Source organism: Dyadobacter sp. CY261, from assembly GCF_021440085.1.
GTDB lineage: Bacteria > Bacteroidota > Bacteroidia > Cytophagales > Spirosomataceae > Dyadobacter.
This window is the reverse complement of the sequence record NZ_JAKCPW010000042.1, coordinates 1-12,836: the sequence shown is the minus strand read 5'-3', so window position 1 is coordinate 12,836 and position 12,836 is coordinate 1. Positions and strand designations below refer to the sequence as shown.

General features: G+C 42.8%; 15 protein-coding genes and 1 pseudogene. 7 read left to right on the top strand and 9 right to left on the bottom strand.

Features of this window, described 5'->3' with window-relative positions; genetic code table 11:
* On the bottom strand, nt 1-1,055 hold a 1,055-nt coding region (locus LZD49_RS35010; RefSeq protein ID WP_234673242.1), incomplete at its 3' end, for a transposase.
* Between the two features lie 102 nt (nt 1,056-1,157).
* On the opposite strand from LZD49_RS35010, the gene LZD49_RS35005 reads away from it, so the two are divergent.
* A complete protein-coding gene (locus LZD49_RS35005) occupies nt 1,158-1,625 on the top strand; it encodes a T6SS immunity protein Tdi1 domain-containing protein (protein ID WP_234673239.1) in 468 nt (155 codons plus the stop codon).
* Nucleotides 1,626-1,849: 224 nt separating this feature from the next.
* Here LZD49_RS35005 and LZD49_RS35000 read toward each other — a convergent pair whose 3' ends face one another.
* The 3 genes from LZD49_RS35000 to LZD49_RS34990 all read right to left on the bottom strand — a co-directional run bounded on the left by LZD49_RS35000 (nt 1,850) and on the right by LZD49_RS34990 (nt 3,873).
* Nucleotides 1,850-2,206: a DUF1801 domain-containing protein gene (locus LZD49_RS35000; RefSeq protein WP_234673237.1), complete on the bottom strand. Its 357-nt coding sequence runs from the start codon at nt 2,204-2,206 to the stop codon at nt 1,850-1,852.
* A 445-nt stretch (nt 2,207-2,651) separates the two neighbouring features.
* Nucleotides 2,652-3,587 (bottom strand): transposase, encoded by a 936-nt coding sequence (locus LZD49_RS34995; protein ID WP_234673235.1) that lies wholly within the window; start codon nt 3,585-3,587, stop codon nt 2,652-2,654.
* Nucleotides 3,544-3,873, bottom strand: a complete 330-nt coding sequence (locus LZD49_RS34990; protein WP_234673233.1) for a hypothetical protein — start codon at nt 3,871-3,873, stop codon at nt 3,544-3,546. The genes LZD49_RS34995 and LZD49_RS34990 overlap by 44 nt, the downstream gene beginning before the upstream one ends.
* Before the next feature lie 971 nt (nt 3,874-4,844).
* Between LZD49_RS34990 and LZD49_RS34985 the strand changes: the two genes are divergently transcribed.
* Nucleotides 4,845-5,306, top strand: a complete 462-nt coding sequence (locus LZD49_RS34985) for a hypothetical protein (RefSeq protein ID WP_234673232.1) — start codon at nt 4,845-4,847, stop codon at nt 5,304-5,306.
* Between the two features lie 13 nt (nt 5,307-5,319).
* Here LZD49_RS34985 and LZD49_RS34980 read toward each other — a convergent pair whose 3' ends face one another.
* Nucleotides 5,320-5,664, bottom strand: coding sequence for an ATP-binding protein (locus tag LZD49_RS34980; protein ID WP_234673230.1), 345 nt, complete (start codon nt 5,662-5,664; stop codon nt 5,320-5,322).
* A 270-nt stretch (nt 5,665-5,934) separates the two neighbouring features.
* The gene (locus tag LZD49_RS34975) at nt 5,935-6,210 is read right to left on the bottom strand and encodes a hypothetical protein (RefSeq protein WP_234673228.1); all 276 of its coding nucleotides are present in this window, start codon (nt 6,208-6,210) and stop codon (nt 5,935-5,937) included.
* Nucleotides 6,211-6,308: 98 nt separating this feature from the next.
* Between LZD49_RS34975 and LZD49_RS34970 the strand changes: the two genes are divergently transcribed.
* Nucleotides 6,309-6,527, top strand: a complete 219-nt coding sequence (locus tag LZD49_RS34970) for an Arm DNA-binding domain-containing protein (RefSeq protein WP_234673243.1) — start codon at nt 6,309-6,311, stop codon at nt 6,525-6,527.
* A gap of 421 nt (nt 6,528-6,948) precedes the next feature.
* On the opposite strand, the gene LZD49_RS34965 is transcribed toward LZD49_RS34970, so the two are convergent.
* Both LZD49_RS34965 and LZD49_RS34960 read right to left on the bottom strand, forming a co-directional pair.
* Nucleotides 6,949-7,341, bottom strand: a complete 393-nt coding sequence (locus tag LZD49_RS34965) for a response regulator (RefSeq protein WP_234673225.1) — start codon at nt 7,339-7,341, stop codon at nt 6,949-6,951.
* 263 nt (nt 7,342-7,604) lie between these two features.
* Nucleotides 7,605-8,030 (bottom strand): response regulator, encoded by a 426-nt coding sequence (locus tag LZD49_RS34960; protein ID WP_234673223.1) that lies wholly within the window; start codon nt 8,028-8,030, stop codon nt 7,605-7,607.
* Nucleotides 8,031-8,510: 480 nt separating this feature from the next.
* Between LZD49_RS34960 and LZD49_RS34955 the strand changes: the two genes are divergently transcribed.
* The 4 genes from LZD49_RS34955 to LZD49_RS34940 all read left to right on the top strand — a co-directional run bounded on the left by LZD49_RS34955 (nt 8,511) and on the right by LZD49_RS34940 (nt 12,317).
* Nucleotides 8,511-8,912 (top strand): helix-turn-helix domain-containing protein, encoded by a 402-nt coding sequence (locus LZD49_RS34955; protein ID WP_234673221.1) that lies wholly within the window; start codon nt 8,511-8,513, stop codon nt 8,910-8,912.
* A gap of 430 nt (nt 8,913-9,342) precedes the next feature.
* Nucleotides 9,343-9,546 (top strand): hypothetical protein, encoded by a 204-nt coding sequence (locus tag LZD49_RS34950; protein WP_234673219.1) that lies wholly within the window; start codon nt 9,343-9,345, stop codon nt 9,544-9,546.
* A gap of 376 nt (nt 9,547-9,922) precedes the next feature.
* Nucleotides 9,923-10,930: a sialidase family protein gene (locus LZD49_RS34945; protein WP_234673217.1), complete on the top strand. Its 1,008-nt coding sequence runs from the start codon at nt 9,923-9,925 to the stop codon at nt 10,928-10,930.
* A gap of 295 nt (nt 10,931-11,225) precedes the next feature.
* Nucleotides 11,226-12,317, top strand: coding sequence for a two-component regulator propeller domain-containing protein (locus tag LZD49_RS34940; protein ID WP_234673215.1), 1,092 nt, complete (start codon nt 11,226-11,228; stop codon nt 12,315-12,317).
* A 107-nt stretch (nt 12,318-12,424) separates the two neighbouring features.
* On the opposite strand, the pseudogene LZD49_RS34935 reads toward LZD49_RS34940, so the two are convergent.
* Nucleotides 12,425-12,836, bottom strand: a pseudogene (locus LZD49_RS34935) (hypothetical protein); the annotation flags it as partial.

Genomic DNA, 12,836 nt, shown 5'->3' with positions numbered 1-12,836 from the left:
TTAGGACAAGTGTAGGGATCTGTCTCCTTATTGTAATCAAAGCCGTCCACCTTCGGTCTGAACTTTCCGAAGACTGGGATCCATCCGGTGATTTTGCGCTTTTCCAGGAATTGATAATTGTATCCGTTTGAATAGCCTGCATCAGCCATCAGGTCAGTTAGTCTCAAATGGTTTCTACTGAGTCGATCCTGCAAAACGCTAACGATCCTAGGTAAATATTGGCTATCCCGACCGTCGGCAAAGTCGGCCTGAATATGACTTTTCACACCATGGGCAGCGTCAACAGACATTGAACAGTGATAATTAAGTTTTCTGGCTTTGCCTGGTTTAATTGAAATTCTGGCATCTGGATCGCGCGGGTTGTAATGCGTTTTATTGCTTAACAACTGCGCTTTCTCGTTTTTAGATCCCGGTCGATTTGCCCTGGTAGCATTTAAATTGTCTTGGTATTTTGCCAGGCGTTTTAGTTGACTCCGACTGGCAGTCATAACTGTCTTGTCACCTTTATCACCTTCTTTTTCACCCGGATTGTCGGGGTCAACTGCTGTAAGATACGCTTTAATTGACTGTGCCGGAACCCTTAATTCAAGGTTTTCTATTGAAGCGTTTGCTTTTATAGGAGCGGAGTCAACCGCATGAGTGTGACCCGCTACCATTCCTTTTTCAATACACATGACAAATACCTTCTCAAACAACGACTCGAAGAGCGTAGCGGGATATAGTTGCCTAGTCCTGCTAACAGTGGAATGCCACGGCAGCGGTTCGTCAATATCATAACCGATAAAGTAAAGAATATCCATCCTCATAGAGCAGTGCTCCATCAAGCGACGAACGGATGTGATGTTTTCCAGATATCCCGTCAACATCAACTTAAAAAATACAACCGGATCGATTGATGGATTGCCGGTTTTGCCATAAAGCTCGCGGGTGTCGTTGTATAAAAACTGCATATCGAGCGTTTCGCTTAGTCTGCGATAGAAATTTTCCTTAGGAACGCGATCTGAAAGTTGGAAGCTGACGAACAGCTTTTCTGAGTAATTTTTCCTTCCTTGCATTCCTGAAGTTACAAAATCTACGTGATAGGGAAATGGCTCAGCGTTCGGTTTTTATGAATTTTAGGTTACCGTCTTGGTTTTATTTTTTTCACAATATCAGATATGCTATTCCAAGGATTAATAGAAAATGTAGGTGTAGATGTTAGAGAAACTATCCTTCAAGATTGGTCATGGTTAATTGGTGTTGACAAGGAAGTTGTTGCTATAAGTGTATTTGGCGATGCCTTTTTGACCGATGTTAGTGGGTCAATATTCTGGCTGGATACAGGAAACGGATGTCTGGAGAAAGTCTCAAACAATTTTGGTGAATTACTAGACTATTTGGACACCGACAAAGGGAAAAATGATTTATTATTAGACTGGCTGCAAGCTGAACTAGCAAGTAATGGGTTGCAGCTCCGAAATGATGAGATTTTTAGCTATAAGAAACTCCCAATTATTGGCGGTAAATATGAAGTAGATAATTTTATTCGACTTAGTATTTGTGAACACTTCTCAGTTACCGCAAGCCTTCATTTTCAGTTAAAAGACATACCTGACGGCACCATCGTTCGCCTAAACGCTTTATAACTAATAAGATTAAGAGAATTTCAGCTTCGTGCTGTTGACTATCCTATCCGAGTTGTGCAACAGCCACCTCCGAAATTTGAAGCAGATCTGGACTAGGGCACTGGACACAGTCTCACGTTGGAGCGTTTTATGCGATTATCGCTAATACAAAAAAACCGGGAATAGTTTTTAGTACACCCGGGAAAGCTTACAAATGCGGGGAAGCTTACAACAGGCCCTAAATATCACATTTTGTCCATTAACTGGATCCACTCGCTGATAACCGCTTTTAAATCTTCGCTTTTAGCTTCTATTTCTGCCATGTTGTTAAATTTAGCATATGCTTTCCCCTTCGGGGCAGGCTCCAGCACTGTACGGCTAGTCAGCATTTCACCCTGATGGAAGACAAGTACCGCCTGGTCTTTAACCCGAGGGCTGAATGTGGCAATATCACCCTTATAGTAGAAACTGGGGCCGCCCCATTTTACCTCTTCGGTTAACGATGGATCAACGTCCATAATTAATTGCCGAATTGCCTCCATTTCTTGCTTTAATGGATGATTGAGTCCGGAAAAAAAATCGTTAACTTTTTTCGATGTCATGATAAATTCGTTAGTATGATGACAATTGCCGCAATTGCCAAATAGAATTTTAAAGGGCAATGCGGATGCGTGCCCAGTACCTGTTCGGCTCAGGCGAGGACGAAGTTAGAACGCTTTGAAGAGAAAGAAATTTACAAATGTTGAGACCCTAAAAATTACTTCCCAGAAGTGATCCGGCTCAATTGAGTGGCTGTTATGCCCAAATAGGCGGCGATGTGATATTGACGCAGACGCGGAATGATGTGCTTATTAGACAGTAAGAAGGCTTCGACTGTTCCAAAACTGCTTTCGTTTCTGGCGATGCGTTAGCAAGAAATCATCAAGGGATTTTGAAGCCATTGCGGTACAGGTCTAATGTACTGCAAGATACGAAAATATCCGCTAGCGCGGATCAAAAACAAGCGGGGTTAAACCAGTCATGGTCGGAAGAAATTCCGGCCATTTTTTATGTCTTGAAAAATAGGTCTGGGTTTCCTCCACACTGCACGACGATCAAAGCAATAGCCAAGTCTCTCACTTCCATTGAGAATCTTCGTTTGGCGGTTTTATAGCCGATATTGTTAGCCTTTTTATACATCAAAACCATCATAGCGGTAATCAGGGTCATGTATAGCATGACTTGTATGCCATTACTGTTCAGAGAAACCAGGTGGCTTACATTCAATTCCTGTTTTAGAAAGCGAAAGAAAACCTCGATATCCCATCGCCGCCTGTATGCTTGGGTGATTTCTTTTGCCGGGCATTCAAAATCATTGGTCAAAAACCAGAATGTCTTGCCTGCCTGGGCTTTGCTTTCAACGACAACCAGGCGGAAATGACCTTCGGATAACACTTCCCGGTAATGCTTGTTGCCACGTTTATTGTTGATAGCCAAGCCTGTGTACAACTGCACTTTACAATCCCTGACAAGGGTAGATTCCCCTAAATCCAAATCCTGGTTTGCACCGATAAACGATTCCAGCTCCACGAACTTGCGGTTCTCTTTGGTCCGCGCAATAAAGGCAACTTTCTGATCATTAAAGGCCTTCATCACGCGGGTAGATTGCAATCCCCGGTCCATCACATAAATGTTGCGATGCCCATCATCCTTTCGGACATGCCCCATAATTGCTTCTGGCAAGGCCATATCTTCACTTGCATAACCTGCGGCGGCAAAGACATCGGAATGACAAGGCAACATTCCATCGAAAGCAATACTGTACTTTACCGCCTTCTTACCACTTTTATTATCTATCCCTTCCAATAGCTTGCCTACCGTCTCGCTGACCATTGAGCTGTCTACGCGGATAAGGTTATATTTTTCTTTCTCAACAGGGGAATACAGTGCTGAGAACTGATCATAAATACATTCGTAGAGCTGCCTGAAATAGTCGGGTTCCATTTTCGAGAGCCTGTCCGATATAGAACTTCTGCGAACGGTTTTCACTTTCATCCAGCTTAAAGAGTACCTTGAAAACGGGGTCATTGAAGCTGTCTTCCAGCGTTCGCTGGCTAAGTCTGTCATTCTCTAAAATGCCATACATTAACAAATAAAACATCTTTTTACCATGCGGGACTTTGGTGTAACGATCCACTCTGGTGGTTACCGAAAGATGGGCGATAAGGGCTTCGGGAATAAAACCTAAAAGATGATTTATGTTAATCTTGTGATCTTTAAAAACGGGCATATGTTGCTGATTATCAATTACTAAAGATAATCAATTCGTTCCTTAAAATCAACTTAAATCCCTAAAATTCAATTGATTAATCAATGAAATAACACCCAAATAAAACAGAAAAAGTCGGAAAAAAATCTTCCGACCATGACTGGGGTTAATCCCACTTTCCGGCACTGTTCATTGAGTTTTAATGGCCTGATATTCCCAGGACTCATAATGTAGATGCCTGCAGCTGCATCATTCAACACCTGAGCAGCTTCTAGTTTGAGCTGAAACGTCCCTTCAAAATATATCTTCAAACCATTAAATCGCGAAAATCGATGTTGTCGGGCAATCTATCAAGAATGTTGATCAGATAACGCTCATAGCGAGGTACAACCAGACACTTGCTGAAAGCCCGGAGGTCATCAGAGTTGTCGAGGCAAAATCCTTGCCGAGCAAGCCCGGCTTCTTTATGAACGCAGGCCGCAATTAAAAACATTTATGATAGACTAAATGTTGAGCCGACGTCGGCTTCCATAAAATGGAGTCTGTAAATGATTATATCAAGCTTCATGCTGTTAGCTTCGGACGGGTAATGCCCGCAACTGCAACACTCAGTGAGTGCCAACTGAACTGTTTGGGGTTGGCAACCTAGACCACATAACCATTTTGGGCAACCAGTACACTACCGTTACGCATTGGTATTTAGATTAACTGTACCGGGTATGCTTGAAGGCTCTTGTCCAAGTATGAGCACCCAATCATATGGAATAGTACTGGACCACTCCGAATGTAACTATTTGTTTAATATATAAACCTATCTACCTTCGAATACGATTACTACTAGATTTGATATGAACGACACCGTGTTTTTGAACGCCTTAGGTGCACTTTGCATCCTGTCAGGATTATTGTTCTTCTTTAACATTTCTGTACCATTTTATCAAAAGCGCACAAAACGTTAGCCTCTATCGAAAGAGCGCTCGACAATCTAATCCATGATAAAATACGCTACCAGGTTGTTTATTGCTACATTCATAATCGCACTCACCTTCGGTTGTGATGATGAATGTAGCAACAGCTCTCCTCCCCCTACCGCCCCAATTAGGTTCGCGATCGTCGACAAATCAGGCAACAATCTTGTGACTGACGCGACTTCGAGATTTCATCCCGACTCAATTAAACTTTATGAACAAGATCATAAAACGAATACGATATTTCAGAAAGACTTTAATGAATCCTTGAAAGGCTTTTGGTTTCAGGCGGATTGCTACAAAAATGAAGGTGGCAGCTCAACACTCTTTTTACACTTCGATAACGCAGATATCGACACGCTCTTGGTTTCTTATGAGACTATCCGTGACAAATGTTACACCTTTCATCAATACACTCATTTCCTATATAACGGCAAAGAAATCCTTCCTTCTGGTGAAACCCGCACCCTTCGCATTGTAAAATAAGTGTAACGGAGCATCATATAGGGATTAACAATTGAAATGTAGCGTCTTCACCGGGTTTGCCTATCGCTTGTACATATCCCTCATGAGCGTCAACTACTTTTTTGACGATCGATAACCCTCTTCCTGTTCCAGCAAATTCACTCTTGCCATGTAGCCTTCTGAATACCTCAAAAATCTGCTGGGAATATTTTGGGTCAAACCCGATACCGTTATCCGCTACTTCGATGAGTTGAAAATCCTTGCCTTTATCCTGATCGGCCAGATCGAAGCCTGACTGACTCCCTTGTACCAGGCGCGATGAGATCTGGGCGACTACCGGATTTACTGGCCTGATAAATTTCAATGCGTTGCTAATCAAATTCTGGAAGAGTTGCCGGATTTACGGTGCATAACCAACAATTGGATAGAGGCTTCCCACCTGGATATTAGCTCTTGTGTCCTTTATCAAAGTTTCAAGGTCGGATAAGACCTTCTGCGCTCAGATCAACCTGATCTCTTTCTTGCAAACTGGTTATTCTTTAATAATTCAGTAGTCCCTCTATCAAAACGCTCATCCTTGACGATGCCGACTGCATCCGTCTGATAAGATCGGTGCCTGCGTCTCACAGAACGGACTCGGATCGATTTTTTAGCAGTTCGCCAATTGAATATATTTCTGCAAAGGCTCCTGCAAATCGTGGCGGGCCATACCAGCAAAGCCTTCAAGCTCATTATTTGACCAAGCAAGCCGTTTAAAGCAATAGACCGCCTCAGAAATCTGAGGCGGCCCCTTTTTCATTGGACTCGACTTAATCACCCTGCGTATTTTATTTGCAGAAATCAAATCGTTCGGTGTGCCGTGCGGGGTAAGCCTCCAAAGCTTGTTCTGCAGCTGCTGAACATCATCTATTATAGTCTTTCCCAAATGAGTTATTCTGAAAAGGCGCTTTCGCCTGCCGCTAAGCCCTGCCGTCGTCCGCTGCCAGAGTGCTAAGCTCAAGGAAAAATCATACAAGCTGGCCGATGGTGGCGGGCTTTACCTGTACGTTCAAAAAAAATGGGGTGAGCTATTGGCTCATGAAATATTATTACCTCAGTAAGGAAAAGCTGCTGGCGTTCGGCTCCTATCCGACCGTTACCCTGGCTGAGCCGCGTAACAAACGCGATACGGCAAAAAAACTCCTGGCTAACGGTCAAGATCCCCGGAGGCCAAGAAGACAGACTTCGATGATCACATTATGAATTTTTGAAAAAAAGTGAAATGGCGGAAAATGTAGCGAATGTTATGAGCCATCACAGTATATCGATAACCTATTATTTAATTAGTGCCCTTTGCAATGTCCAATCTTAAAACAGTCTCCTAATACTGCTCATTATAGTAGCAGGGACTTGATGGTCCGACCGATCGTGACATTGAGCTTTTAAATTATCATCCGGATACCAAGCAGTATGTTAACTTCGTAAAACAAAAAATACCTAATCAGTTGCATTCGGAGTCTGTGCGCAATTCGTTTTACTTGTCGCCCTGGCCAGATGCTCTCGCGCGCTTTGAGGAAAATGTTAAAGTTTATGGTTTCCAATGACTCCTTTTGAGGAGTAGATAGCGTACAACGGTTCGGATCCTTGCCTCCTCGGCCCTTGTCAGCAGCATCCATGTAGAAGTTTATGGCGACAGGTAGGACCGCTTTAAATCCAGGATCACTTCGTAATACTCATCAAGCGAGGACGGCTTTGTGTAGAAACCATCAGCTCCTGCCTGGTATGCTGCTTCCAGATTATGTTTGTCACCAGATATCAGTATAGTAGGAACTGTTTGAAGACGATCAATTCCTTTTAATAAACGAAGTAGCTCTGCTCCCCCTAAGTAAGGCATATGCATATCGATGAGTAAGAGGGCGGGCACTAAGTCGTCTTTGCTCAATAGTGACATTAGCTCCTTTCCACTGGATACCTGTAATACCGGCTGAAATTCACCGATGAAACTATGGATCGCGCTAACCACTAGTTGCAGGTCATCAATATCATCATCAGCGATAACAAAGGGGCTTATATCCATTCTGGTCGTTAAGTTCTCCAAAGATAGCATCTTAACTCCGAAGTCGTACGTGAGACTTTGACCCAAACGATGGCATTTAAGATTACCTCAGTCGTCTTGGCCTGTCGCAACGTTCTGAATTAGCATCCATACTGAAAAGTTTTGGTTGAGACCGTAATTGACAAACTGTCCAGCTGGATAAGGTCGTCGATGGGAGTCGTAGAAAACCGGTGATACTGTGGAGTTGTGCAACAATCACGACGGTTTTGAACACCTGCTAATAATTAAAAATTGTTAGGGGCTGCACACTTTCTCCAATATTCAATCATTGTCCTAATTGTCTCCTTAATTTCATCAAATGCGCCAGGCTTGACAAAGAATCCCTGTGCAGAAGTGCTGTAAGCATCAATAACGGCCTGCTGGTCGAGCGCCGTGGTGAAAAATACGTAGGGGATACACCGAAGACTAAGCTCAGCATCAGTCTGAACTTTCTTTCTAAGCTCTAGTCCATTCAACTGGGGAAGGTTTATATCCGAAATAATAATGAAAGGCCGTTCCGGGGTTGTATAAAGATACTCGAGTGCTGATAATCCATCCAGGAAATATATCCTTTTGTTTGGATACCCTAGCTCATTAAAAACTTCTTCCAATACAAACCTATCATCTTCATCATCCTCGATAATGATGATTGTGCCACTTTTATCCATCATAATGATAAGATATGTAAAATATAATGCCATCAGGACTTAAACCGGAGTTCCGGATTGGACAACTTGCAAGCGCTGCGGATTAAAGGAACTACTTCTACTGAATCTGAGTATCTTCTCCGCCTGTCCGTAGAGCTATTACATCCACCGTTTTATAGCCCTCGTTTCGTACCTGGTAATCACTGGCCGCATAGTATAAGCAAACTCTGCCGCCTTTCTCATATTCTCTGTCTCAAATTTCCCGGCCATATCTACCCAATACTTTGCCGTGCCGCTTCACGGCGGCCATGTGCTTAGAATGTATGCGAAGATGACCGGAAGCCTAGCGATGAATTTATTTATTGAGCAGTAACGGAGAAATCGTGTCTTACCCACAGTGTTTCTAGAAAAAGACGAGTGTGGATATTCCGGAGCAAACAGAGCCAGTGTTCCGGGAACTTGAGTGTATAGTCCTGGAATAGCTTTACACACAAGCGAAAACGGATGAAAGCAAAAAGGAAGGAAGTCACGATCAAAAATCGAAAACCTTGGGAACGACTTACTGAGGTGGAAAAGAAGCGGATTGTTCGCGAGGTAAATTCAGGGTTACTTGGTCAACGTGCAGCTGCTCGCAAGTATGGCCTGAGCCGCAACAGCGTTAGTGCATGGATTGACGATTATTCATCGTTTGCTATTAAGCTTCACGATGTGGTAGAAGAAGCCGATAGCGATATGAATGAAAGCACCAAGACCCGTATTTTAGCCAAACAGGTCGAGAATCTTACAAAACAGCTTGCGAAGGCAAACCTAAAAATTAGCTCTCTGCAGACCTTAATTGAGGTAAGTGAGCAGGAGCTTCATATTAAAATCAGAAAAAAGTCTGGCACCAAACAGTTAAAAAAATGAGGCAGAAACATCCCGGAGAAAGCTACGACGCTTTGCACGTGGACCGGGCTCGTCCTCAAACATATTGTAAAATTTCTTATATGGTATAAGAATATATCAAGTATGATCGAACTGCCAGAATACTTCTTTCGTTTCGTCGTATTCTACTCAACTTCGCCCCAGAAAGGTGCCATAGCAGAGTGTACCCTCACTCAACTCTCATTGGAAATCAATGTAAATAGATTTTTCGCTGGAATCAGCTTTCATTCTAATCTTGTTACTCACTTTTTAAACTCTTTACTGGGTTGTCAAGCCATCTGCGCCCGGCGGCCCATTTAGATCATCGATACTTTATCCTGAAAATCTAAGCTTCCGACCAGATCCGAATAACCGTCATTCGTATTCTGACGGTGTGACGATCCTTTCTGGTTACGGAGCTCAAAACTTTAAAGTGACGGACGCCATCTCAGGCAGGGGCGTCTATGAAGAAAAGGAAATATACGATATCCTGAGTGAGCGTTCGAGAGTTCTGGCTATCGAGCATGTGCATGAATTACAGAATTTGTATGCTGATGAATTCCCAGATAAAAGGCTTGATTTGACCACATCCTCGGCACGGTGGAACACAGGAGAGAAGATTCTTGATGATTGGTGAATAGTTCAAGGGCTGTGCCACCACTTTCATCAACGCAACATCAGAAATTCATACCCTGAACAAATGAGTAAGCATTCAAGCCGGTAATTATTTTTTCCGTTAATATCGCGCACGAGCCTACGCCGGTCAGAATTGACAACTAATTAGGGGATCGAATCGCCTTGCCTGACATTTAATGTGGGAATAGCCAAGCGTTTTTGAAATGCTGCACTTCATCACCAACCGGTTAGTGAAAAAGCCAATAAAAGCAGAATTTACACGCATTTACATTTCTTTTTACAATTAATTTACAAGGAGCGGCAACGCGGGAACCTACATTTGGACATGTGAAGTTAAAAACAATTTATTCTATTATTTTACCAAACCATTTTTAATCATGAAAATCCATAACCTTGCTTTTTTGCTCCTTTTCCCATTCTCATTTGCCTTTGATCAGGCTTCTGAATTTCCACATTCATCTTCGCTACCGGACAGTGATCAACAAAAAAGAGATAAGGCAGGAGCTGCAAACATCATTTTTAAGTCAACGGATGGCGGACAAACCTGGCAGGACATGAGCGAAGGTTTGCCTGAAAATTTGCCTGAAGATGGTATTCCGAGAGATGGTTTCCTTGCAAATGATCATGGAGTTTATCTGCGTGCCGGAAATGGGATGTATCACAGCAAACCAAATTCCACGGCCCCTTTTTGGCAGAAAGAGATTTCTCCGGACAACCTTGGCAGCATTGTTCCTGGCAAGACCGGAATGCTTGCATTCAATTACGGTGGCCAGTTTTTACAAAAAGCAAATGGGGCGACTTTTTGGACGCCGGTGTATGCGGATTTTAAAGGGAAAAGCGTCCGAACCGTTTTTGAAATTGGAAACAACGTTTTTATCGGTTGCGATTGGGGGCTTTATAAATATGATGACAGTGAAAAAAGCTGGGAGCGAGTCTATGACGGAGGCTGGGTAATGAAATTGGTAGAGTCAGATGGCGTGCTGCTAGCGACCAGCCAGAGTGGCATAATCCGGTCGACAGATCATGGTGATAACTGGGTGAATGTGATCAGTGAGGGCGGCGTGGGTATTGCTATCGAACGCATTAAGGGTGGGTTTGCCGCTATAACTTGCAATACCGAGACCGAAACCAGAAGAGTACGGACATCATACGACGGTGGTAAAACCTGGCAGCCTATTGATGCTGGCCTTCCGGCAAGCCTCTATATTTCCTCAGTTACGGAGGTTGGCAAATACATGTTCTGTGGTCACCCAGCAGGTATTTATAGATCTCCCGACAAGGGAAAAACATGGCAACTGGTACTTTCTGCTATTCAAGATAAAGTCTTCAATTTATCTGTTTCCGGTAACGTGATTTATGCCATACCAAGAGGTGTAGGATGTTGAAATTCAGGTTAATCTGAATCGCAAAGCGGTCAGAAGAACATGGCAGACATTCATCTAATTGCAACTAGCGGTAAAGTTCAGCGGAAATAATTTAAGTTTTGCAACACCCACGAGCGTATTATGAGACAGTTGTATAAGTAACATCTTTGTTTAATATGCCTACCTCCCAAGGAACCAATACCCTGAGGTGAGGAAAGCTGCTTTTAGTTTCTGAAATATTCTTTAACAGACTGTAAACTAAATCTTTAAACTAAAAACAGGTGCTTTGTAGGAAACCTTAAACTTGTAAATTAAAATGACAACATCCGTGCACATCACTACCTTATTAATGTTGATTGTTCCCACTTGGTGTGAAGGACAAGGGCAATTTGGCTTGCCAAAAGAGATGACTTTCGAAACGAAAGAATTGATTACCTCTAATGTGCCTAAGACAATCACCCGTAATTTTATAGAAGATAGTAAGGGCAACATGTGGGTTGCTGCGTTTGATGGTATTTTTAGGTACGATCCCAAACGGGCAGTAGGACATTCTTTCAAGAACATTACTAGCAAAGTAAGTTCAGCCCATTTTTTTGATGTTTTAGAGGATAAAAAAGGAAATTTCTGGTTTGCATCCGTTGGTTCCGGAGTGTTTTATTACGATCCCAGACGGGCAGACGGGAAATCCTTTCAGAACTTTACGACGAAGGATGGGCTTGCGAGTGATACGATCCTTGATATTTATGAGGATCAATCCGGCAATATCTGGTTTGGCACCGGCGACGGAGTAAGCCGTTTTGACCCCGCTCGGCGGTCCGATTCGCACGGAGGAAAAGGAAAATCCTTTACAACATATAAGATGAATGAAGGATTGTCAGGTATTGATCCTTACGATAATGATGTTAATTCTATTGTTGAAGACGGCGCGGGAAAATTTTGGGTTGGCACAAGGGGAAATACCTTCACTTTTGATGGGAAAAAGTTTACCGTTGTCATCCAAAATGCCGAAACGTTTTTAAATGTCCGTAAGATAATTAAGGATACGAAAGGCAATATCTGGTTAGCGAGCGCAGAAGACGGCCTTTGGCGCTACAATGGCAATACATTTACCAATATTACACAGCAACCTACCGGCTATGTCTACGAAGACAAAAAAGGTAACATCTGGACCAGTTCACAACCTCCTTATAACGGAAGTGATAAGTGGGCACTTTCCCGCTTTGATGCACAAACGTTGTCTAACCAAAAGCCTACTGTAACCGATGTAATGTCGGAATATGAAGATTATAAAAATATGATTTTTGGTATTTCAGAAGCGAATGATGGAAGCATCTGGTTTGGCACTTTAAGTGGAGCGTATCGTTATGATGGAAATGCCATTACTGCCTTAAATAAAGAAGATCAGTAATAATTTCTTGTCTCAGAAAACGTCCGATCCTTGCGATTGGCTTAAACCCTGATGACTACCAGGATGTCTGTCTCACGTTCGAGCATTTTGCGAGACTTTGACTTAACTTACCAAAATTTCCATTTGCTCTTTTTTGACAGTCCTTTAATTGTCTGCTTTGTCAATGAGCGAGGTTTTGTCTTTTCCGATTTTAACTGCTTATCAATAATTTGTATTATCCAGATGTCAAAGTCAGATACAACACCGTACATGGAGGTGTTCATGTCGTACCTTATCTGCACTTCAATGTTTTCAACCCTTTCAATGAGATGTGCTATCTGCTTGTGTCGAACTGGGAGATACCATTGCACGTGAGGCCTATCGGGCCAATTGGCATGATTAACTATAAGTATCTCGGAATTTTCAAACTCTATTTTTGTCGGCCTATCCGGCTGATTTATTCTGGTGGCGGCAATTAAGTTATATCCGTGTTCACTGTCGTTAACTGCTTCTAAGACAACTGCGCCACCATAATTGCCG